This is a genomic window from Hymenobacter gelipurpurascens (assembly GCF_900187375.1).
Taxonomy (GTDB): Bacteria; Bacteroidota; Bacteroidia; order Cytophagales; family Hymenobacteraceae; genus Hymenobacter; species Hymenobacter gelipurpurascens.
On record NZ_FYEW01000001.1, the window covers coordinates 1,415,857 to 1,436,626 of the forward strand.

Sequence of the window (20,770 nt, forward strand, 5' to 3'; positions counted from 1 at the left end):
TTCGCAGGCTGCTTCTACGAATTCAGCGACATACACGAAGCCAACTATCGCTTTAACTGCTGCTCCTTGTAGAGCATTTCCGCCAATATCACCGTGCACTCGGCTTCTTACGACAAGCTGCATTGGCTGCCCCGAGCAGCAGTCAATCCGGCGTAGACAGGGACGGCAACTAGCACATGACGTCCGACAACTGGCGCAGCACCTTTCGCAAAGCCTACGCGCCGGATTACCGCGGCATCAGCATAGGGACTCCGCCTAGAGATAGCAGACGATTAGGGTTTTAACTGCGTCGGGCAGTTAGCCAACACCTCTACCATAAGGGTTGACAGAAGCAGTAAAAGCTTATGAAATGTTTGAATCTCATAAGCAATGGTTTGATTCCTATGCGCTGACTAGGCATCAGTCGGGGGACCTTTGTAAGGTAGATGATGCCTGGCTTCACCCAGTCCTAGGCATCCGCCTGAATGCTTGTTGCCCAGTCGGGGCACTACCCTAATCCGGCAACCTGACTTTACTATGAAAACCATGATAGCAGTAGCCCTTCTTTCCATACTGTCTGCCTGCTCGCAGGCTCAACAAACTCCTCCCCCACTGCCTCCTACCACACCACCTGCCACCAGTCAAACCAGCTCCAAAACGACTATCAATAGCATCGACATGGAGTTCATCGCCATTCCAGCGGGCCGATTCCTGATGGGGGCTGGCAACCAAGTGCCTGGGGCCTACGACACCGAAAAGCCACAGCACCCGGTGACCATCAGCAGGGCCTTCTCTATCGGCAAAAACGAAGTGACCCAGGCCCAGTGGGAGGCCGTAATGGGCAGCAACCCCTACACGCTGGACCGCTCCAACCCCTACTACAACGTGCCGGGCATGAAGGAACGCATCACCCGCCCCACGCACCCGGCCACGGTGTCGTGGCTCGACGCGCAGGAGTTCATCAAGCGCCTCAACGCCAAGGAAGGCCATAACCTCTACCGCCTGCCCACTGAAGCGGAGTGGGAATACGCCGCCCGGGCCGGCACCACCACCGCCTATTCCTTTGGCGACAACATCGGCGAGTTAAGCCGCTACGCCTGGCACGGGGAAGACTTCGCCAAAGGAGGCACCCACCCCGTGGGGCAAAAGCTGCCCAATCCCTGGGGTCTGTACGACGTGCACGGCAACGCCTGGGAGTGGGTGCAGGACTTCTACAGCGAATACTACTACGTCAACAGCCCCGCCAGTGACCCCCAGGGCCCGGCCAGCGGCCGGCAGCACGTGGTGCGGGGCGGCAGCTGGCACGTCACGGCGGACAGCTGGCGCAGCACCTTCCGCAAAGGCTACGCGCCGGACTACCGCGGCATCAGCATCGGTTTTCGCCTTGTAATGATGGCGGAATAAACACCCACTAATCCACTCAAGTAAGTATCATGAAAGACGTAATTGTTGTAATCGGAGCCGGTTCTATCGGCCAAGCCATTGCGCGACGGGTAAGCGCCGGCAAGCACGTACTGCTAGCTGATTTGCGCCAGGGAAACGCGGATGCGGCTGCCAAAACGCTCAGCGACGCTGGGTTCGAGGTAACCACGGCCACCGTCGATGTGTCCTCGCGGGCCTCGGTGCACGCGCTGGTGGAGCAGGCCACCGCCCTGGGCAACGTCTTCGGCCTTATCCATGCCGCCGGGGTTTCTCCCTCGCAGGCCTCGCCGGAAACCATCCTACACGTTGACTTATACGGCACCGCACTGGTGCTGGAAGAATTTGGCAACGTCATCGCCCGTGGGGGTGCTGGCGTCGTCATTGCTTCGCAATCGGGCCACCGCCTGCCGGCGCTGACCCCTGAGCAAGACAAGGCCCTGGCGACCACGCCGGTGGAAGAACTGCTCGCGCTGCCCCTGCTGCAGCCCGACCAGGTGAAGGATTCTCTGCATGCCTACCAGGTATCCAAGCGCGGCAACTCGCTGCGGGTCATGGCGGAGGCTGTGCGCTGGGGCAAGCGCGGGGCCCGGGTCAACACCATCAGCCCGGGCATCATCATCACGCCCCTGGCCAACGACGAGCTGAAGGGCCCGCGCGGGGCAGGCTACCGGCGCATGCTGGAGGTATCACCGGCCGGGCGTGCCGGCACCCCGGACGAGGTGGGCACTGTGGGTGCCCTACTGATGGGGCCCGATGGCGCCTTCATCACCGGCAGTGACTTCCTGATGGATGGCGGCGTGACGTCGGCGTATTGGTACGGAGAGCTTGCTGAAAAATAACGGCTGATTTGGCTTCGAGGCCCTTTTTGCATGACTGAATTGCAACGCTTGCTCCTGGCCTATGACCAGCACCGCGCCGATGCGAGGCCTTGCGCCCTAGCCACGGTGGTGGAAGTGCTTGGCTCGGCCTACCGTCGCCCCGGCGCCCGCATGCTCGTCACCGAGGATGGGGAGCTGACTGGGGCCATCAGCGGCGGCTGCCTGGAGGGCGATGCCCGTCAACGGGCCCGCCAAGCTATTTTTCGAGGCCACCCCGCGCTGGTCACCTATGACACGCGGGACGAAGACGACCCGCGTCACGGCCTGGGCCCAGGATGTCAGGGTGTGGTAAGAATTCTACTAGAGCCCCTGGACTTTGCGGCTTCGGACAACCCGGTGGAGATACTAAGGGAGTTTGCCCAGCACCCCGAGCCGGCGGTGCTGGCCACCGTGTTCGAAACCGATGCGTCGGGACTGCGGGCGGCCGTTGGGCAGCGCCTGTTGCTCTCAGCCGCGGGGGTGGTGCGGGGTACTGCCCTCCTGGCAGTACCCTTAGCCGAAGCAGCCCGCGTGGCGCTAGCCCAGAGCCGTTCGCAAGTGCTCGACATTGATACCGATGCGGGTCCGGTGCGGGCGTTGCTGGAAATCCTGACGCCCCCCTTGCGCGTGGTGGTGTACGGAGCCGGCAACGATGCCCAGCCGCTGGTGCGGCTTGGTGCTTCACTCGGCTGGCACATTACGGTGGTTGATGGCCGCCCCAACTTGGCGACGGCGGCCCGCTTTCCCGAAGCCGCAGCAGTGCAGGTGGTATCCGTGCGCGAGCTGGAAGTGCAACGACCTGATGCAGATGCTTACCACGTGCTGCTCAGCCACAACTACGCCTACGACCTGGCCGCGCTGCAAACCCTGGTGTTCTTCCCTGCCCCCTACATTGGCCTGCTGGGCCCGCGCCTCAAAGCCCAACGCCTGCTGGAGGAACTGGGTACGGCACCGGCCGCGGCTGTCGAGGCGTTGCGGGAGCGGTTGCGCAGCCCCATCGGCCTGGATTTGGGCAGCGAGACCCCCGAAGAAATTGCCCTCTGCATCGTGGCCGAGATTCAGGCGCACCGCAGTGGCCGCCAAGGCCAGCCGCTGCGTGAGCGGGCCGGCACGGTGCATGAGCCCGCTTAACTTTTCACTTCTCTTTTACCCGGAAGCGCACAGGTTGCGCTTCGCTAATCTCTCTTTCCCATGGATAACATCACAGGAAAAGTCGTCGTCATCACCGGCGCCAGCAGCGGCCTGGGTGAAGCCTCCGCCCGCTTACTCGCCAAGGAAGGCGCCAAAGTGGTGCTCGGCGCCCGGCGCGTGGAGCGCATAGAGGCCCTGGCCCAGGAAATAACGCAGAACGGTGGCCAGGCCCTGGCCGTGGAGACGGACGTTACCAACCACCAGCAAGTGCAACGCCTAGTGGACGCCGCCGTGCAGCAGTTCGGGCGCGTCGACGTCATCATCAACAACGCCGGCCTGATGCCGCAGTCGCTGCTGGAGCGCCGCAAGATTGAGGACTGGGACCGGATGATTGACGTCAACATCAAGGGTGTGCTGTACGGCATTGCTGCCGTGCTGCCTTACATGCAGGCGCAGAAGTCCGGGCACGTCATCAACGTATCTTCGGTGGCCGGGCACCGGGTAGGCCCCGCCGGAGCCGTTTATTCGGCTACCAAGCACGCCGTGCGGGTTATTTCCGAAGGCCTGCGCCAGGAAGTGAAGCCCTATAACATCCGCACGACCATCATCTCGCCCGGTGCCGTCGACACGGAACTGCCCAGCAGCGCCACCGAGCCGGACATGCAGGAGAACTTCAAGAAGTTCTATGAGGAGTTTGCCATTCCCGCCGATTCGTTTGCCCGCACCGTGGCCTTCGCCATGAGCCAGCCCGACGACGTGGACATCAACGAAATCCTGTTCCGTCCCACCCGTCAGCAGCTCTAAGCCGCCGCTGGCAACGAACGGACCACGTCCCGCGTTGTGCCCTCAAGAAGTACTGTTTGAATTCCTTAACTCCGCCGCATGAATAACCTGCTCGTTTCTTCCACTTCCGGTTTTGACACCGTCGACTTGAAGCTGCGCGGCTTTAAGGTGTACGAAATCGACACGGCTGTGAGCCCGGTGCCTTCCTATAGCCGCCGCGACTTCTACAAGATTTGTCTGATTACGGGCCGCACCAACATTCACTTCGCGGATAAAAGCGTCGAGCTGGACGACACCTTCCTGTTTTTCGGCAACCCGCACATCCCCTACTCCTCGGAAGTGCTGACGCCGCACCAGACTGGTTTCGCCTGCCTTTTTACCGAGGAGCTGCTGAAGGCCAACGACCGGTCGGAGCCGCTGCAGCAGTCGCCCCTGTTCAAGGTCGACGGCACCCCCATTTTCCAGCTGAACGAGGAGCAGAAGGAGCGCATCAGCGGCATCTACCGGCAGATGCTGGTCGAGCAGCAGTCGGATTACGTCTACAAGCAGGACCTGATTCGCTCCTATCTGAACGTGATTATTCACGAGGCGCTGCGCATGCAGCCGACGGAGAACTTTGTCAAGCACAAGAACGCCTCCTCGCGCATTGCGTCTTTGTTCCTGGATTTGCTGGAGCGGCAGTTTCCGATTGAGAGCCCCCAGAGCCCGCTGCGCCTCAAGTCCGCGCACGAGTTTGCCGACCAGCTCGCCATCCACGTCAATCACCTCAACCGGGCGGTGAAGGAAGTAACCGGCAAGCCCACTTCGGCGCACATTGCCGAGCGTATAATCAGCGAGGCCCGGGCCCTGCTGCAGCACACCAGCTGGAGCGTGGCCGAAATTGCCTACAGCCTGGGCTTTGAATACCCGGCCTATTTTACCAACTACTTCAAGAAGATAACGGGCACAACGCCGAGCGCCGTGCGCGAAAGCAGTGTCGTTGTGGCGGCTTAGCGACGCCATTCGGCAGAACAGAGGAGAGCAGGTGACACCAGCGGTGCTGCCTGCTCTCCTCTTTTGCTTTATTTGAAAATCATAATCATCGGTTTGATTCCCATTGCTGGCCGCTCTTTAGCCCCGGTAATTTTGCAGTGTTCTTTCACCAACCACTGTACCGGCCATGCATATTCTACTGACCCGACCCCTCCAGGCACTAGGCGTTCTGGCCCTACTGCTTGCCTTAGGGGGCAGTACCCAGGTGGTCCGCAGCAGGGGCCCCCGGCCTGCACAGGGGCCCATCTTCCCCAAGGGTCAGCGCGGCCCGGCCGCCAATTTCACGGGTACCGTGTGGGTCACCTCCCTGGTGGCGGATGACAGCACCTTCCAGTGCGTGACGGGCAACGTCGTCTTTGAGCCCGGCGCCCGCTCCAACTGGCACCGCCATCCGTCCGGGCAGATTCTGCTGGTAACCGATGGTTCTGGATACTATCAGGAAAAAGGCCAGCCCAAGCGCATCCTGCACAAAGGCGATGTCATCAAGGCACTGCCCGGAGTGGAGCACTGGCACGGGGCCACCCCGAAGCAGGCCCTTACCCATGTGGCCATCGTGCCCAATACAGAAAAAGGCGTGGCCGTCTGGCTGCAGCCGGTTACCGACCAAGAATACTACAGCCTTAAGTAAGCGCTGAACCTGAAAACTCCCTGCGCTTGGCTAGCCAAGCCTCTCAACTTAGCACGAGCATGACTTCCATCAACCCCAAGGGCGACCAGCAGCCCGACACCTACTTCACCGGGACCGTATTTGCCAACCTGGTGGTGACCCCCGCTGATAACCTGAGCAGCGTCATCGGCAAAATGACCTTCGAACCACGCGCCCGCACCAACTGGCACACCCACTCCGTGGGACAAGTATTAATTGTCACGCAAGGCGTGGGCTACTACCAGGAAACCGGACAGCCTGCGGTAGTCATCCGCGAAGGCGACGTGGTAAAAATTGCGCCGGGCATGCTGCACTGGCACGGCGCCTCCCACCACAGCAGCTTGACGCATACGGCCATTGTGCCCAGCGCCCAACCCGATGGCACCACGTGGCTACAGCCGGTGACGGAGGAAGAATACGACGCCGCAGTGCCAGCCACCGACTCAATACCGGCACCAGTCCACTTAACCGAGGCTGCCCACCGCAACCATGAAGCGCTCTGGCCGGAGTATAAGTCGCGGGCCAAGGCCACCGACCCGGAGCTGATTGAGGTGTTCGACAACTTCGCCTTCGATGAGGTCATTAGTCACGACGAGCTTCCGGTGAAAACCCGGGTGATGGTGATTCTGGCCTCAACTATCGGCTCCCAGGCCTTGTCGGAGTACAAGATGACGATGGACGCGGCGCTGAACGTGGGCGTCACCCCCGTTGAAATCAAGGAAATTCTCTACCAGTCGGTGCCCTACGTGGGCATCTCCAAAGTGCTGGATTTCATCTACGCCACGAACCAGAAGTTCACCCAGCGAGGCATCAACCTGCCGCTGGCGGGCCGGCAGTCGACCACCACGCGCGAAACCCGCTACGACGCCGGCTTTGCCGTGCAAAAGCAAATTGTGGGTGCCCGCCTGGACGAGCTGTACGCGCAGTCACCCGAGGACCTGCTGCACATTCAGCGCTACCTCTCGGCCAACTGCTTTGGGGACTTCTACACCCGTCAAGGCCTCGACCTGAAGATGCGGGAGTTGGTGACCCTCTCCTACCTCGTGGCCCTAGGCGGCACCGATGCGCAAATCAAAGGGCACGTTACGGGCAACGTCAACGTGGGCAACGACCGGCAAACCCTCATCAACGTGCTCACCCAGCTGCTGCCCTACGTGGGCTACCCGCGCACGCTCAATGCCATTGCCTGCCTGAACGGAATCCTACCGGCGTAGCCGGCTCTTCCTACGGGCACCGGGGGCTCTTAAAAGCAGCGGTTGTAGTGGGAGTAGCCCCGGCTAGCAGCTAAGGGGTGCGGGCTGTCTGGCCTTGCAGTGGCAGACGGTTGCCCGTTGTTTGATTTATGTACTGTATACCTTTGCGCTATGCAAGCCAGCGAAACCATCGACCAGTTTTATCAGCAGCAAGGAAGCTCGGCAGCTGACCCCGCCCAGCATGTGACGACGGCCACGGGCCACTTCAATGTCTACAACCGCGAGCATTTCTGCAACCGGCGCATGAGCTACAACCGGCGGGATTTCTACAAGATTGCCCTGATGACGGGCACGGGGCGCTTGCACTACGCGACGCGCGGCGTGCTGCTGGACCGGCCGGCGCTGGTGTTTTCCAACCCCAACGTGCCGTACGCGTGGGAGCCGATTTCGGAGGACCAGGGCGGCTACTTCTGCTTGTTTACCGAGGACTTTATGACCCACGACCGGTCGGCCAGCCTACAAGAGTCCCCCCTATTCAAGTTCAGCAGCGACCCGGTGTACTTCGTCAATGAAGAACAGCAGGAGACGATTAGCTACCTGTTTCGCAAAATGCTGCAGGAGATGGAATCGGGCTACCTCTACAAGCAGGACCTGCAGCGCACCTACGTGAGCCTGCTCATCCACGAGGCGCTGAAGATGCAGCCACAGACCACTTACTTCCAGCACCCGAACGCGGCCTCGCGCATCGTGGCGCTGTTTCTGGAGTTGCTGGAGCGGCAATTCCCCATCGACGCGCCCGACCACGGCCTGAAGCTACGCACGCCCGGCGACTTCGCCGACCGGCTCGCCGTCCACGTCAACCACCTGAACCGCGCCGTGCGCGAGCTGACTGGCAAGACGACCGGGACTCATATCGCCGAGCGCATTGTGGTCGAATCCAAGGCCCTGCTGCTGCATACCACCTGGAGCACCGCCGAAATTGCCTACGGCCTCGGGTTCGAGTACCCGACCAATTTCAACACCTTTTACAAGAAGCACACCGGCAGCACGCCTTCGGCCCTGCGGGCCCTGCGCAGCTAGGAAGCGGCACCCTCAAGGGGGTGAACACCGCTGATTGTTTGAAATGAATACTGATTGGATTGATTTGAGTTAGCCCTGGCGGGGCTGGTTGAGGGACCTTTGTCTTACTCAATCAAGCACGCTAAAGCGCCTGCTGGATGCCCCGGATTTTCCCCGGCCTGCCCCAGCGACGCCCGGCTCTAATCACCCACAGTCATGTTAACTCCTAAACAAGAGAAGCTCGCCAGCATCGCTTCCTATACCGCCGTCAGTGATGTAGCCAACCTGGCTCAGGAGCTGACCGCTGGCCTGGAAGCCGGGTTGACCATCAACGAAATCAAGGAGGTGTTTACCCAGCTCTGCGCCTACTGCGGGTTTCCGCGGGGCCTGCGCGGCATCGACACCTTCATGGACGTGTTGCTCGAACGCCAAGCCCGGGGCATCCAGGACGTAGCCGGCCGGGAGCCCTCCCCGGTAACCGACACCCGCAGCTATTACGACCGCGGAGAAGCCGTGCAGATGGCCGTCACGGGCTGGAGCAAAGAGAAATTACGCGCCGGGGCCATGGGGTTCATCCCCAAGATTGACGTGCAGCTCAAGCACTACATTTTCGCGGACATCTACGACAGCGACGTGCTTTCCTACTCCGACCGGGAGATTGCCACCGTAGCCGCGCAGCTGTCCATGGACGGCATCGAGCCGCAGATTCAGGCCCACATCAACGCGGCCTTCCAGGTCGGGCTCAATGAGGCCCAGGTCCGCCACATCATCGCCATCATCGAACGTGAATTCGGCCCCGCCAAAGGGGACCGGGGCAGAGCCCTGCTGGCCAATGTACTGGCTGCCCGCACCACCAAATAACCAACCTTTTAGAACACGAAGCTCATGAATACCAACCAAAAAGTATGGTTTATTACCGGCGGTAATAAAGGCCTGGGCGCTGCCATGGTGCAGGAAGCCCTGAACAACGGCTACCAGGTAGTGGCGACGGCCCGCAGCGTGGAAAGCGCCGAAAAGACGTTGGGCACCCACCCGAACCTGCTCATCCTCCGACTCGACATCACCAACGACCAGCAGGTGCAGGAAGCCGTCGCGGCCGCCGTTGCGCGCTTCGGCCAAATCGATGTGCTGGTCAACAACGCGGGTTACGGGCTGCTGGGCTATTTCGAGGAAATGTCGGCCGACAGCATTCGCCAGCAAATCGAAACCAACGTGTTCGGCACCATGAACATCACCCGCGCCATTCTTCCGGTGATGCGGGCCCAAGGCGCGGGGTTCGTGGTAGTGGTCAGCTCCACCTCGGGCATCAAATCCGTGCCCGGGGGCTCGGTGTACAGCGCCTCCAAATTTGCCTTAGAGGGCTGGGCGGAAGGCATGAACATCGACATGAAGCAGTTTGGTATCCGCTTCATGCTGCTGGAGCCCGGCGCGTTCCGCACGGACTTCGCCAATGCCGATGCCTCCATGCAGCTGCCGGACCTGCAGGTAGCGGCTTACGACGAGGCCCGCACGAACCTGGAGAAAATCTTTACGGGCATGAACGGCAACCAGGCCGGCAACCCGGCCAAACTGGCCAAAGGCCTGGTCAAGGTCGTGAACTCGGAAAACCCGCCCGTACGCCTGCTCATCAGCAAAGGAGCCATCCCGGCGGTGGCCGCCTACTACAAAACCCGCATCGCGGAATTCGAGCAGTGGCAGGACGTATCGGCTGAGAGCGACTTCGAAGACTAAGCAACCGGTAGCCGCGGCACCGCAAGCCGCGCATCGTCTGACCACGGGGTAACTAAAAGGATAGGCTAACCCCCTGGTGGACCATTCACCCTGAATTCCAACAAACAGAAATCATGTCATCACAAGCAGTAAAAGGTAAAGTAGCATTGGTAACCGGCGGCGGTACCGGCATTGGTTTTGGCGCCGCCCGGCGCTTGGCCGAAGAAGGCGCCATTGTGTACATCACGGGCCGGCGGCTCGACGTGCTGCAGGAAGCCGCCGCCAAGATTGGCGACACGGTTCATGCCGTGCAGGCCGACGTCTCCAAGAACGAGGACATGCTCCGCGTGGCCTCGTTCATCCAAGCCGAGCAAGGCAAGCTGGACATCATTTTCTCCAACGCCGGCTACTACAAAGTGAGCCGCCTGGGGGAAATCACCGAAGAGTTCTTCGACCAGATGTACAACACGAACGTGAAGGGCAACCTGTTCACGGTGCAGGCCATGCTGCCGCTGATGGGCGAAGGCAGTTCCATTATCCTGACGTCCTCCATGACGGCCTTCATCGGCCTGCCCGACTACACCTCCTACGCCGCCACGAAAGGCGCTATCATCGCCATGGCCAAGTGCTGGGCCACGGACCTGAAGGCGCGCAAAATCCGCGTGAATGTCATCAGCCCCGGCCTGGTGCCGACCGAAGGCTACGAGGACGTTCAGGGCCTGAGCCCCGAGCAGGTGAAAGATTTCTCCGACCGCATCGCGGCCGCTGAGATTCCCGTGGGCCGCGTGGGTACGGCGGAAGACATTGGCAACGCCGTAGTCTTTCTCGGCTCCGACGCCAGCGGCTTCATCAATGCCGTAAACCTGGTCGTGGACGGCGGTCAAACCCAGGTTTACGCCGGCAAGCTCTAAGCCGGTGCTATTACACCTCCGGCATAGCCTGGCGGGTGTAGGCTGCTGGCCGGTGGGCCCCGGTGCGACCTCCGAAGCGTTCAGGTGGCGGTTTCGGTCGGGGGATTGCCTGACGGAATGCGGCAACGGCCACGACCGTGATGCCAACATGCCCAAACTTTAACAAGCAGCTGGCATCTCAACCCAGCAAGGGCGTAATTTGGTAGCCGAGGCAACCGTCACTTGGCAGCAGGTGGTTACCAGCCCACCAACTGCCCGGTTGTCAAGCTCCACATACCACTACCCCGCATGGAGGTTGCCCAATTCCACCAGCACATCCTACGACAACTACCGGCGATGAGCGCCGACGAACTAGTCGAGCTCACGGCCGCCTTTACGCTCCGCAAAGTCAAGAAACGTCAGTTTATCGTGCAGCCGGGATTCACGGCGGACCATCGCATCTACGTGGTGCAGGGAGCCTTTAGGGCCTACGTCATCGACCCAGCCGGGGTGGAACACACCATCCAGTTTGCCGTGGAGGATTGGTGGATAACCGACGTTAATAGCTACCTCTTTCGGACGCCGGCCCAGATGTTTATCGAGGCGCTCGAAGACAGCACCATCTTCGAAGTCGAGTACGCCACTGAGCAGCGCCTCCTGCAATCCAACCGCCGCTTCGAAACGCTCTTCCGGCTCCAGGCCGAGCGGGCCGCTGCCTACCATCAGCGCCGGCTTATCTCGGCCCTGACCCGCACAGCCGAAGAGCGCTACGAAGAGTTTTTGGCGAAGTATCCGGCCGTGGTGCAACGGCTCCCGCAGTACGTCATTGCCTCTTACCTGGGTATGACCAAGGGCTTCCTTTCCCGAATTCGAAAGCACGGCGGAGCGAGAAAAGCATAACCCGGCTCCCCAGCGTTTTGTGCACTAGTGCAACCGCTAGGCATTTGCTGAACGGGACCTTTGTGGTGTTCAAAGTAACCCACTCTCCGAGCGGTTCACCTCAGCCTAGCTATCATGTCCACCAACCGGTTAACCATCATCCCACAATCGGCCGCCTACTGGCGCGTTGTCATTAATAATCCGCCCCTGAATCTGTTCGACCCGCCGATGTTCGCCGAGTTGAACGTGCTGATGGACCGCATCGAGCAGGACGCCGACCTGAAGGTCGTCGTGTTCGAGAGCGGGGACCCGGATTTTTTCATGAACCACCACGACGTCGAGAACCGCCTGACGGTGCCCGACCAGCCGGGCGCGATGCCGTTTTTCGGCAACTGGCCCAAGTTCGTGACCCGCTTGGCTCAGTCTTCCGTCCTCAGCATCGCCAAGGTGCGCGGGCGAGCTCGCGCGCAGGGCTTTGAGTTCGCCCTGGCCTGCGACATGCGTTTTGCTTCCCGGGAACGGGCAAAGTTTGCGCTGATTGAGGTCGGCGGCTCGTCCATCCCCGGCGGGGGCGGCGTTGAGTGGCTGTCCGCGTTGGTGGGCCGCTCGCGCACGCTGGAAATCGTGTGCAGCGCCGACGACTTCGACGCCGAAACCGGCGAGCGGTACGGCTTCGTCAACCGGGCCCTGCCGGACGCCGACCTCGACGCGTACGTGGATGCCTTGGCCGAGCGCCTGGGCCGGTTCGAGAAGCGGGCGCTGGAAACGGCCAAGAAAATGGTCAACGCCCGCGCCGGTGTGCCGTCCGAAGGCGACCTGTGGCTGTCGAACCACATCCTGCAAGGGGTCGACCTCTGGCCCGAAGCGGGGAAGGCTTTCTCCAAGATGCTCGACGCCGGTTTGGGGAAGGTCGGGGAGTTCGAATTGAATTTTGCCGAGCGGCTGGGCGACCTTCCCGCCGATAGGTCTTAATCCCTCACATTCTACCACAAACAGCTATGAGTGCCTATCTCGTGTATGTCCGGGACCGCATCACCGACCCCGAAGAATTCAAAAAATACGAGGAAAGCGCCCCCGCTGCCTCGGTCGGGCAGCCCATCACCCCGCTGGCCTTCTACGGCGCGGTGGAAACGCTGGAAGGCGAGCGGGTGGATGGCGCAGTCATTCTGGAGTTTCCGACGGTCGCGGACGCTAAGGCCTCGTATGAGAGTCCCCTGTATCAGGCAGCCCTCCAGCACCGGCTGAAGGGAGCCGAGTACCGTGTGTTCATTGTCGAGGGCATTGCAGGATAACATGGAGTCAAGCTGCTGCTAAGCTAGACTTTATGAGACTTCGCCGAAAAGTTCGTCGACCACGCCGTCACCGATTAGACCAAAGGTCGAATTCCGCAGATGGAATTCTAGAAAAGTGTAAACGGCCAATTGCATCAGATAGAGGCTGCCTACTTGCTAGGCAGCCTCTTTTTGCATGGTTACCGATGACAGCCAAGGGCCAGCCATGACCCTGCTAACCCGGCACTAGGTTGAAAATTATAACAATTGGTTTGAATCGTGATTTCCGCGACAAATTGGTTGGCCGACCTTTGTAATAGTGAATGCAAGCTGCTCAGGGCAGTGTTGTAGAAATCCTAAACGGCCAACAAGCACATCAAGGCGCACCAGCCAGCGCCAGCAGAGCGCCCACTTCGGGCCGGCTCCTTGATGTTCTACCCAATGCACGATGGCTGACCAGCTTATCACCCAGAACTTCCAGCTTGGCGCAGGCTCTGTGAGGCCCAATGGCTTCAAAGCCTACGCTATTGATACATCCGTCAATCCGTCACCCTCCTACAACCGCCGCGACTTTTACAAGGCCAGCCTGGTGACGGGCCATTTCGTGCTTCAGGTGGCCGGTCGCAGCCTGGAGCTCAACGGCACCTACTTATTCTTTGCGAATCCACGCATTCCGTATTCCACGCTGCTGCTCTCGGTTCACATTACCGGGTATGCCTGCCTGTTTACCGAAGACTTCCTCCAGGCCAATAACCTGTTCGACAGCATGCAACAAGATGCTTTGTTCGCCAGTGGCGGCATTCCCGCATACCGGCTGACCGAGGGGCAGGCCGCGTATTGCACCGACATTTTCCACAAGATGCAGGAAGAGCAAAGCACCGGTTACCGGTTCAAGAACGACCTGATTCGCTCCTACCTACAGCTGCTCCTTCACGAGGCCTTTCGGGGGCAACACAACGCCTCGTTCGAAAGCCCTTGCTATTGTTAACACCAAGGCATCGATAGGCTTTGGGCCTCCGGCCTAACGGCCCGTTACGGAATAGCGCATCCAGAGAATATTGTCGGGCAGCTGCTCCACTTGCTGCAGCTGCAGCTGGGCCGGCGGGCCGGGCTGCTCGCCCTGCTCGAACACCGTGGGGGAGCTGGCCGCCCCGTCAATAACGGGGTAGTACAGCAAGCTGAGCTCGTCGACTAAGCCGGCCTTGAGCAGGGAGCCGTTGACGTGACCGCCGCCTTCCAGCAAGATGGTTTGGATGGGAAACAGCCGGCCGAGCTTCTCCAGCACCAGCGCAAAATCGAGTTCCTGGACGCCACCAAAGAGGTACGACACACCCTGGCGGCGCAGATAGGCCAGGTACTCGTCGCTGACCTGCTCACTGAGCACCGCCACCACGTGGTCTCCGTCGATGTAAGCTGATTCCCAGCCCAGCTTGCCGTGCGCGTCGACGGCGACCGCGAAGGATGTCGCCTCTTTATCGGCCACGAAGTCTTGGCGGTCGGGCACCGAATCTCCCGCCCGCAGGTCGGGCGGTAGGCCGCCGGTAAAGTCCACTTCGAACGTCACGCGCCCGCAAAGCCAGGCCTGCGCATCAAAGTTGGCAGCCGTGGTTTCGTAGGCCTTGGTGTCGGGCTTTCCGCCCCAGCGCTTTGTAATAATACGGCCGTCGAGCGAGGCCATCATGTGACAGATTACGTGGGGTTTCATAAGAGCAGGAATAAAGGAGAGGTTAGTGGCAGGTGCTTACACCCTTTGGGCCACTGGAAGCTAATACGGCCCTTGCTTAAGGCAGGTGCTTTGTGCCACTACCGCCAGCCTGGTACAAAGGGCAAGCAGTCCAAGTGCCCGGACAGCTTCGATGCAGACGTGGTAAAACCGGCATCTGTTTGAAATTTATAATTATCGGTTTGAATCGTGATTTTAAGGGGGAGTGGGTTGCCGGACCTTTGTCATACTAAAAGTCACCCCGCCGGATACGGTTCACCGCGCCAGCGGCCCAAATACAGCCGACACGCGTGGTGCCGGAAAAATCGGAAACCCACTTTTACCAGTTAATCCAATGAAAACGAGAAAACTTGGCACCAGCGGCCTGGAAGTATCCGCCCTGGGCATGGGCTGCATGGGCCTGAGCTTTGGCCTCGGCCAGGCGGCCGAAATCCAGCACGGCATTGACGTGATTCGCGCCGCTGTGGAGCGGGGCATCACCTTCTTCGACACCGCCCAGGCCTACGGCCCCTACACCAACGAGGAACTGGTGGGCCAGGCCCTGGCGCCCTTCCGCGACCAGGTCATCATTGCCACCAAGTTTGGCTTCGCACTTGACGCGACCGGCGCCATCACCGGCACCGATAGCCGCCCGGAGAATATCCGCGCCGTGGCTGAGGCATCGCTCAAGCGCCTGCGTACCGACCACATTGACCTGTTCTATCAGCACCGCGTTGACCCCAATGTGCCCATCGAAGATGTGGCCGGCACGCTCAAGGACCTGATTCAGGAAGGCAAAGTGCGTCACTACGGCCTCTCAGAGGCTGGCGCAGACACCATTCGCAAGGCCCACGCCGTGCACCCGGTGGCCGCCGTGCAAAACCAGTATTCCATCTGGACCCGTGAGCCGGAAGCTGAGGTGCTGCCGCTGTGCGAGGAACTGGGCATTGGCTTCGTGCCGTGGGGCCCGCTGGGCACCGGCTTTTTGACCGGCACCATCGACACCAACTCGAAGTTTGACGCCAGCACCGACCTGCGCGCCAACTTCCCCCGCTTCTCGCAGGAAAACATCAAGGCCAACATGCCGGTGGTGGACATGCTGCGCGCCATGGCCAAGCAGAAAAACGCCACGCCCGTCCAGATTGCCCTGGCCTGGCTCCTGGCCCAAGGCCCGTCCATCGTGCCGATTCCGGGCATGGACAAAGTCGAGTACATCGACGACAACCTCAAATCGGTGGAGCTGGAACTGACCACTGCCGACCTGCAGGAAATTGACCGTCAGCTTTCGGGCATCCAGGTGCAAGGCGAACGGCTCGACGCCGGCTTGCTGAGCATGTCCGAATAACCAAGCCAGCAGCGGCTAACTCACGTACCGAGTTAGCCGCTGCTTCCATTTTCTTAAATCCGCTAGTATGCAGACAGTTGTTTTGAATAACGGGGTGAAGATGCCCCTGTTGGGCTTCGGCGTGTATCAGATACCCGATGCCGCCGAGTGCGAAGCCAGTGTGCTGGAAGCTATCCGGGCCGGGTACCGCCTGATTGACACCGCCGCGGCTTACGGCAACGAAGAAGCCGTGGGCAACGCCATCAAGAAAAGCGGCGTGCCGCGCGAGGAGCTGTTCATCACCACCAAGCTCTGGATTTCGGATGCGAGCTACGAAGCTGCCAAGCCAGCATTTGAGAAGTCGCTGAAAAACCTGCAGCTCGACTACCTCGATTTGTATCTCATTCACCAGCCTTTCGGCGACGTGTACGGCGCGTGGCGGGCCATGGAAGAGCTTTACCAGGAAGGGCGCATCAAGGCCATCGGGGTGAGCAACTTCCCACCCGACCGGGTCATGGACTTCATCGTGCACCAGAAGGTAGTGCCGGCAGTAAACCAGATTGAAACCCACCCCTTCCACCAGCAAGTGGAAACGCAGCAGTTTCTGGCGGAAAACGGCGTGCAGATTCAGTCCTGGGGGCCGTTTGCCGAAGGGCGCAACAACATGTTCACCAACGAGCTGCTGGTGTCGCTGGCCGCTAAACACGGCAAGAGCGTCGCCCAGATTATCCTGCGCTGGCTTACCCAGCGCGGTGTGGTGGTCATTCCCAAGTCCGTGAACAAGGACCGGATAGTCGAGAATTTCAACGTGTTCGACTTCGAGCTAAGCGCCGAGGACCTGGCAGCGATTGCCAAGCTGGACACCGGCGCCAGTGTCTTCTTCGACCACCGCGACCCGGCCATCGTGAAGTGGCTGGGCGAGCTGGCGCGCAAGTAGCACCAATAACTGCCTCCGTCGTACCATGAAACGACTCACCCACTTCGTTTACCTGCTCTTACTTCTGGTCACTATGGACACGCTTGCCCAATCCACCACGGAAACCGAAATCCTCAACTTATCCCAGGAGAAATTCCGGTGGAAAACGACAGGAAAAATTGACCTGGTGGAAGACTTGTTCGACGACGAACTGGTTTTCATTCACCTCAATGGCCATTTTTCTTCCAAGAAGGAATGGATACAAGAGCTGCGGACCAAGCGGTTTGTCTACAACTCGATTGACCTGAAGGAGGCTTCGGCCAAGGTGTATGGTGATACCGCCGTGCTGGTGGGCCGCGCCACCTTCAAAGTCACCATGGGCGGTTCCAAAGGCACTTACAACCTGGTGTACACGGAAGTTTACACCAAGAAACAGGGCAAGTGGAAGCTCGTGAACCTGCACACCACGATGGGCTAAGCCCGCTTGCTGATTCCTTACTACTACCCTCTCACAACCAACTACTATGGAAAAGCGCACATTAGGCACCAGTGGCCTGGAAGTATCGGCCCTCGGTTTGGGCTGCATGGGCATGAGCTACGGTTACGGCCCGGCCCAGGACAAAGCAGAAATGATACAGCTGATTCGGGCCGCCGTGGAGCGCGGCGTGACGTTCTTCGACACAGCCGAAGTGTACGGCCCCTTCACCAATGAGGAACTCGTGGGCGAGGCGCTGGAGCCCTTCCGCCAGCAGGTGGTCATTGCCACCAAGTTCGGATTCAATACGGCCGTTGCCGGCACGGGCGGTGGGCTCAACAGTCGGCCGGAAAACATCCGCGCCGTGGCCGAAGCCTCACTCAAGCGGTTGCGCACCGACGTTATCGACCTGTTTTACCAGCACCGCGTGGACCCCAGCGTGCCGATTGAGGACGTGGCCGGTGCGGTGAAAGACTTGATTCAGGAGGGCAAGGTGAAACACTTCGGCTTGAGCGAAGCCGGGGTGCAAGTCATTCGCCGGGCCCACGCAGTGCAGCCGGTCACGGCGCTGCAAAGCGAGTACTCGCTGTTCTGGCGCGAGCCGGAGGACGAAATCATCCCAACCCTCGAAGAGCTGGGCATTGGCTTTGTGCCGTTCAGCCCGCTGGGCAAAGGCTTCTTGACGGGCAAGATTGACGAGAACACCGAATTTGACAAGTCGGACTTCCGCAACACGGTGCCGCGCTTCAACCCCGAGAATCGCAAGGCCAATCAGGCCATTGTGGACCTGCTGACCCGCATGGCCCAGGAAAAACAGGCCACCCCGGCACAGGTGGCCCTGGCCTGGCTGCTGGCGCAGAAGCCGTTTATCGCGCCCATTCCGGGCACTACCAAGTTGCACCGCCTCGAAGAAAACATCGGGGGTGCCAACCTCCGCCTTTCGGCCGACGACCTGCGCCAGATAGGGGACGCCGCTGCTCAGATAGATGTGCAGGGAGCCCGCTACTCGGAGGCCGGGCAGAAAATGATAAACCGCTAACGCAGGCGGGTAGCATCACATCATCACTGAGCTCGCCTTGCTGAAATATTAATCGACAGGCCCCTACCCTAACAGCTGGGGGCCTGTTTTTTATCCTACCCATGAAAAACGTACTCATCCTTGGTGCCGGCGGCAACATTGCCAAACAGGTTACTGCCCTGCTTGCTGGCGAGAAGGATATCAACCTAACCCTGTTTGTACGCAGCGCTGGCCGCCTGCGTAGCACGCCTGCCAACGCCCGCGTGGTGGAAGGCGACGTGCTGAACTATGCGCAGCTGAAAGAAGCCGTTACGGGTCAGGACATCGTCTACGCGAACCTTTCGGGCGACCTGGAGCGCATGGCCCAAAACATCGTAAAAGCCATGGAGGAAACCGGGGTAAAGCACCTCATCTTCATCAGCTCGATTGAAATCTATGCGACGCCGCTGAAGGCTGTGCTGAAGCCCTACCGCAAAGCGGCCGACGTCATTGAAGCTTCGAGCCTGGACTACACCGTGCTGCGCCCGGCCTGGTTTACCTCCGACAACGAGGTGGACTTTGAAATCACCCACAAGGGCGAGCCGGAGCGCGGCTCGGTCATCTCGCAGAAGAGCTTGGCCACGTTCATCACCCAGATTATCGAGTCGCCCGAGAAGTACGCGCGGGAAAGCCTGGGCATCAACAAGCCCCGGTAAGTTGACACAAACTGGTTGTCCTACTGTAGGCGCTAACCAATCGTCCCATTTTGACGTGAAGCATATCCTCGAAAGCCCAGCTCTGGGCTTTCGTTGTTTCCTCTGGCCCCCTCCCCTATGCAAAGCCTGCTGTTCGAATTCGTCTTTCTGGTCTTACTCATCCTGGCGCTGGTCATGCTGGCCCAGAAGCTGCGGCTGGCCTATCCCATTGTGCTGGTGCTGGGGGGCCTGGCGCTGAGCTTTACGGGGGCCTTCACCAACCTGGAGATTAACCCGGAGGTCGTGTTCCTGATTTTCCTGCCGCCGCTGCTCTACGAAGCGGCCTGGCAGGTGTCTTGGAAGGAGTTTTGGAAGTGGCGGCGGGTAATTGCCAGCTTTGCTTTCCCTATTGTCATCCTTACGGCGTGCATCGTGGCACTCGTGTCGCATTGGCTGATTCCAGGCTTTACGCTGGCGCTGGGCTTTTTGCTGGGCGGTATTGTGTCGCCGCCCGATGCCATTTCGGCCACCACCATCATGCGGCAGGTGAAAGTACCTAAGGTGCTGCTCAGCGTCATTGAGGGCGAAAGCCTGCTCAACGATGCCTCCTCGCTGATTGTGTTCCGGTTTGCGTTGGCGGCCGTGCTAACCGGGCAGTTCGCCTTCAGCGAGGCGGCCGGCAGCTTTTTCCTGGTCATTGTGTTGGGCACGCTCATCGGCCTGGGGGTCGGGCTGGTGTTTTACGCCATTCACCGCTGGCTACCGACGACTCCCAGCATCGACACGGTCCTGAGCCTGGTCACGCCCTACTGCATGTACTACGCGGCCGAACACTTCCATTACTCCGGGGTACTGGCGGTGGTCAGCGGCGGGCTACTGCTTTCCAGCCAGCGCAACACCATGCTCACCTACCGCAGCCGGATTGAGGGCGTGAACGTGTGGACGGTGCTGAGCTTTGTCTTCAACGGATTCATCTTCCTGCTCATTGGCTTGCAGTTGCCCACCATCACCCAGCAACTGGGCGACACCAGCCTGGGCACGGCCATTGGCTACGGCCTGCTCATCTCCTTGGCCCTCATTGTAACCCGGCTGCTGTGCGCCATGGGCGCGTCGGTCTTTACGCGGGTGGCCAGTCGCTTCATCACGGTGGCCGATGCCAATCCGGGCTGGAAGCAGCCGCTCGTTACGGGCTGGGCCGGCATGCGAGGGGTGGTGTCGCTGGCCTCGGCGCTGGCCATTCCCCTGCTCACGCCGTCGGGGCAGCCCTTTCCCTTCCGCAACCTGATTCTGTTCATCACCTTCGTGGTCATCCTCGTCACGCTGGTGCTGCAGGGCCTCACGCTGCCCTGGCTGATTCGCAAATTGCGCCTGGAGGACAGGTTCGCGACCATCCCGGAGGAGCGCCAGGAACTGCTGATTCAGAAAAAGCTGGCTCAGCAAGCCCTGCGCTCCCTGGAGGAAAAATACCCACAGGACGGCCCGCCGAACGACTTCTTGCATAACCTACGGGCGCGGTTGCAGCTCGACAGTCGGTTTCTCACCCAGGCCCTAGATGTAAGGGATGATGCGCTGGACGATACCCTGCAACAGTACCAGCAATTCTATCTGGACGTGTTGGACCAGCAGCGCGTCCTGCTGCAACAGATGAACCAGCGGGAGGATTTCGATGAAGAGGTTATTCGAAAGTACCTGGCCATCCTGGACCTGGAAGAATACAAGCTGCGCGAAAAGCAGCTGCAACCCGTCGGCGCGGAATAGCCCCGCCGAATGACCTCATCCGCAAAGCCTATCGGGCCAACCACCTGCTTG

The 20,770-nt window shown here is 60.2% G+C and carries 22 protein-coding genes; 21 read left to right on the top strand and 1 reads right to left on the bottom strand.

Annotated elements, in window-relative coordinates; translation table 11 throughout:
- Positions 1-516: 516 nt before the first annotated feature.
- The 15 genes from CFT68_RS06010 to CFT68_RS06080 all read left to right on the top strand — a co-directional run bounded on the left by CFT68_RS06010 (position 517) and on the right by CFT68_RS06080 (position 13,840).
- The gene (locus CFT68_RS06010; RefSeq protein WP_088842486.1) at positions 517-1,383 is read left to right on the top strand and encodes a formylglycine-generating enzyme family protein; all 867 of its coding nucleotides are present in this window, start codon (positions 517-519) and stop codon (positions 1,381-1,383) included.
- A gap of 29 nt (positions 1,384-1,412) precedes the next feature.
- The gene (locus tag CFT68_RS06015) at positions 1,413-2,240 is read left to right on the top strand and encodes an SDR family oxidoreductase (RefSeq protein WP_088842487.1); all 828 of its coding nucleotides are present in this window, start codon (positions 1,413-1,415) and stop codon (positions 2,238-2,240) included.
- Positions 2,241-2,270: 30 nt separating this feature from the next.
- Positions 2,271-3,389: an XdhC family protein gene (locus CFT68_RS06020; RefSeq protein ID WP_088842488.1), complete on the top strand. Its 1,119-nt coding sequence runs from the start codon at positions 2,271-2,273 to the stop codon at positions 3,387-3,389.
- Positions 3,390-3,449: 60 nt separating this feature from the next.
- Positions 3,450-4,193 (top strand): SDR family oxidoreductase, encoded by a 744-nt coding sequence (locus CFT68_RS06025; RefSeq protein ID WP_088842489.1) that lies wholly within the window; start codon positions 3,450-3,452, stop codon positions 4,191-4,193.
- Between the two features lie 78 nt (positions 4,194-4,271).
- A complete protein-coding gene (locus CFT68_RS06030) occupies positions 4,272-5,165 on the top strand; it encodes a helix-turn-helix domain-containing protein (protein ID WP_088842490.1) in 894 nt (297 codons plus the stop codon).
- A gap of 166 nt (positions 5,166-5,331) precedes the next feature.
- Positions 5,332-5,832, top strand: coding sequence for a (R)-mandelonitrile lyase (locus CFT68_RS06035; RefSeq protein WP_088842491.1), 501 nt, complete (start codon positions 5,332-5,334; stop codon positions 5,830-5,832).
- A gap of 59 nt (positions 5,833-5,891) precedes the next feature.
- A complete protein-coding gene (locus CFT68_RS06040; RefSeq protein WP_088842492.1) occupies positions 5,892-7,064 on the top strand; it encodes a cupin domain-containing carboxymuconolactone decarboxylase family protein in 1,173 nt (390 codons plus the stop codon).
- A 150-nt stretch (positions 7,065-7,214) separates the two neighbouring features.
- Positions 7,215-8,123, top strand: coding sequence for a helix-turn-helix domain-containing protein (locus CFT68_RS06045; RefSeq protein ID WP_088842493.1), 909 nt, complete (start codon positions 7,215-7,217; stop codon positions 8,121-8,123).
- Positions 8,124-8,318: 195 nt separating this feature from the next.
- The gene (locus CFT68_RS06050) at positions 8,319-8,963 is read left to right on the top strand and encodes a carboxymuconolactone decarboxylase family protein (RefSeq protein ID WP_088842494.1); all 645 of its coding nucleotides are present in this window, start codon (positions 8,319-8,321) and stop codon (positions 8,961-8,963) included.
- Between the two features lie 24 nt (positions 8,964-8,987).
- A complete protein-coding gene (locus tag CFT68_RS06055; RefSeq protein ID WP_088842495.1) occupies positions 8,988-9,833 on the top strand; it encodes an SDR family NAD(P)-dependent oxidoreductase in 846 nt (281 codons plus the stop codon).
- Between the two features lie 113 nt (positions 9,834-9,946).
- The gene (locus CFT68_RS06060) at positions 9,947-10,723 is read left to right on the top strand and encodes an SDR family NAD(P)-dependent oxidoreductase (protein WP_088842496.1); all 777 of its coding nucleotides are present in this window, start codon (positions 9,947-9,949) and stop codon (positions 10,721-10,723) included.
- A gap of 288 nt (positions 10,724-11,011) precedes the next feature.
- Positions 11,012-11,602: a Crp/Fnr family transcriptional regulator gene (locus CFT68_RS06065; RefSeq protein WP_088842497.1), complete on the top strand. Its 591-nt coding sequence runs from the start codon at positions 11,012-11,014 to the stop codon at positions 11,600-11,602.
- 114 nt (positions 11,603-11,716) lie between these two features.
- A complete protein-coding gene (locus tag CFT68_RS06070; RefSeq protein ID WP_212590365.1) occupies positions 11,717-12,553 on the top strand; it encodes an enoyl-CoA hydratase/isomerase family protein in 837 nt (278 codons plus the stop codon).
- A 26-nt stretch (positions 12,554-12,579) separates the two neighbouring features.
- Positions 12,580-12,873, top strand: coding sequence for a DUF1330 domain-containing protein (locus CFT68_RS06075; protein WP_088842499.1), 294 nt, complete (start codon positions 12,580-12,582; stop codon positions 12,871-12,873).
- Between the two features lie 427 nt (positions 12,874-13,300).
- On the top strand, positions 13,301-13,840 hold the full coding sequence (locus CFT68_RS06080; protein ID WP_088842500.1) for a hypothetical protein: 540 nt from the start codon (positions 13,301-13,303) through the stop codon (positions 13,838-13,840).
- Positions 13,841-13,873: 33 nt separating this feature from the next.
- Here the strand turns inward: CFT68_RS06080 and CFT68_RS06085 are convergent, their stop codons facing one another.
- Positions 13,874-14,557, bottom strand: a complete 684-nt coding sequence (locus CFT68_RS06085) for a dihydrofolate reductase family protein (RefSeq protein WP_088842501.1) — start codon at positions 14,555-14,557, stop codon at positions 13,874-13,876.
- Positions 14,558-14,909: 352 nt separating this feature from the next.
- Between CFT68_RS06085 and CFT68_RS06090 the strand changes: the two genes are divergently transcribed.
- From CFT68_RS06090 to CFT68_RS06115, 6 genes are all read left to right on the top strand, one after another.
- A complete protein-coding gene (locus CFT68_RS06090) occupies positions 14,910-15,899 on the top strand; it encodes an aldo/keto reductase (RefSeq protein WP_088842502.1) in 990 nt (329 codons plus the stop codon).
- A gap of 67 nt (positions 15,900-15,966) precedes the next feature.
- Positions 15,967-16,815, top strand: coding sequence for an aldo/keto reductase (locus CFT68_RS06095; RefSeq protein WP_088842503.1), 849 nt, complete (start codon positions 15,967-15,969; stop codon positions 16,813-16,815).
- A 25-nt stretch (positions 16,816-16,840) separates the two neighbouring features.
- The gene (locus tag CFT68_RS06100; RefSeq protein WP_088842504.1) at positions 16,841-17,272 is read left to right on the top strand and encodes a nuclear transport factor 2 family protein; all 432 of its coding nucleotides are present in this window, start codon (positions 16,841-16,843) and stop codon (positions 17,270-17,272) included.
- Positions 17,273-17,318: 46 nt separating this feature from the next.
- A complete protein-coding gene (locus tag CFT68_RS06105; RefSeq protein ID WP_088842505.1) occupies positions 17,319-18,308 on the top strand; it encodes an aldo/keto reductase in 990 nt (329 codons plus the stop codon).
- Between the two features lie 101 nt (positions 18,309-18,409).
- Positions 18,410-18,982, top strand: a complete 573-nt coding sequence (locus CFT68_RS06110) for an NAD(P)H-binding protein (RefSeq protein WP_088842506.1) — start codon at positions 18,410-18,412, stop codon at positions 18,980-18,982.
- A 117-nt stretch (positions 18,983-19,099) separates the two neighbouring features.
- The gene (locus tag CFT68_RS06115; RefSeq protein WP_088842507.1) at positions 19,100-20,719 is read left to right on the top strand and encodes a Na+/H+ antiporter; all 1,620 of its coding nucleotides are present in this window, start codon (positions 19,100-19,102) and stop codon (positions 20,717-20,719) included.
- Positions 20,720-20,770 lie beyond the last annotated feature (51 nt).

Coding starts and splice junctions, on each gene's coding strand:
- CFT68_RS06010 (WP_088842486.1), top strand. CDS start 517: ATGAAAACCATGATAGCAGTAGCCCTTCTTTCCATACTGTCTGCCTGC.
- CFT68_RS06015 (WP_088842487.1), top strand. CDS start 1,413: ATGAAAGACGTAATTGTTGTAATCGGAGCCGGTTCTATCGGCCAAGCC.
- CFT68_RS06020 (WP_088842488.1), top strand. CDS start 2,271: ATGACTGAATTGCAACGCTTGCTCCTGGCCTATGACCAGCACCGCGCC.
- CFT68_RS06025 (WP_088842489.1), top strand. CDS start 3,450: ATGGATAACATCACAGGAAAAGTCGTCGTCATCACCGGCGCCAGCAGC.
- CFT68_RS06030 (WP_088842490.1), top strand. CDS start 4,272: ATGAATAACCTGCTCGTTTCTTCCACTTCCGGTTTTGACACCGTCGAC.
- CFT68_RS06035 (WP_088842491.1), top strand. CDS start 5,332: ATGCATATTCTACTGACCCGACCCCTCCAGGCACTAGGCGTTCTGGCC.
- CFT68_RS06040 (WP_088842492.1), top strand. CDS start 5,892: ATGACTTCCATCAACCCCAAGGGCGACCAGCAGCCCGACACCTACTTC.
- CFT68_RS06045 (WP_088842493.1), top strand. CDS start 7,215: ATGCAAGCCAGCGAAACCATCGACCAGTTTTATCAGCAGCAAGGAAGC.
- CFT68_RS06050 (WP_088842494.1), top strand. CDS start 8,319: ATGTTAACTCCTAAACAAGAGAAGCTCGCCAGCATCGCTTCCTATACC.
- CFT68_RS06055 (WP_088842495.1), top strand. CDS start 8,988: ATGAATACCAACCAAAAAGTATGGTTTATTACCGGCGGTAATAAAGGC.
- CFT68_RS06060 (WP_088842496.1), top strand. CDS start 9,947: ATGTCATCACAAGCAGTAAAAGGTAAAGTAGCATTGGTAACCGGCGGC.
- CFT68_RS06065 (WP_088842497.1), top strand. CDS start 11,012: ATGGAGGTTGCCCAATTCCACCAGCACATCCTACGACAACTACCGGCG.
- CFT68_RS06070 (WP_212590365.1), top strand. CDS start 11,717: ATGTCCACCAACCGGTTAACCATCATCCCACAATCGGCCGCCTACTGG.
- CFT68_RS06075 (WP_088842499.1), top strand. CDS start 12,580: ATGAGTGCCTATCTCGTGTATGTCCGGGACCGCATCACCGACCCCGAA.
- CFT68_RS06080 (WP_088842500.1), top strand. CDS start 13,301: ATGGCTGACCAGCTTATCACCCAGAACTTCCAGCTTGGCGCAGGCTCT.
- CFT68_RS06085 (WP_088842501.1), bottom strand. CDS start 14,557: ATGAAACCCCACGTAATCTGTCACATGATGGCCTCGCTCGACGGCCGT.
- CFT68_RS06090 (WP_088842502.1), top strand. CDS start 14,910: ATGAAAACGAGAAAACTTGGCACCAGCGGCCTGGAAGTATCCGCCCTG.
- CFT68_RS06095 (WP_088842503.1), top strand. CDS start 15,967: ATGCAGACAGTTGTTTTGAATAACGGGGTGAAGATGCCCCTGTTGGGC.
- CFT68_RS06100 (WP_088842504.1), top strand. CDS start 16,841: ATGAAACGACTCACCCACTTCGTTTACCTGCTCTTACTTCTGGTCACT.
- CFT68_RS06105 (WP_088842505.1), top strand. CDS start 17,319: ATGGAAAAGCGCACATTAGGCACCAGTGGCCTGGAAGTATCGGCCCTC.
- CFT68_RS06110 (WP_088842506.1), top strand. CDS start 18,410: ATGAAAAACGTACTCATCCTTGGTGCCGGCGGCAACATTGCCAAACAG.
- CFT68_RS06115 (WP_088842507.1), top strand. CDS start 19,100: ATGCAAAGCCTGCTGTTCGAATTCGTCTTTCTGGTCTTACTCATCCTG.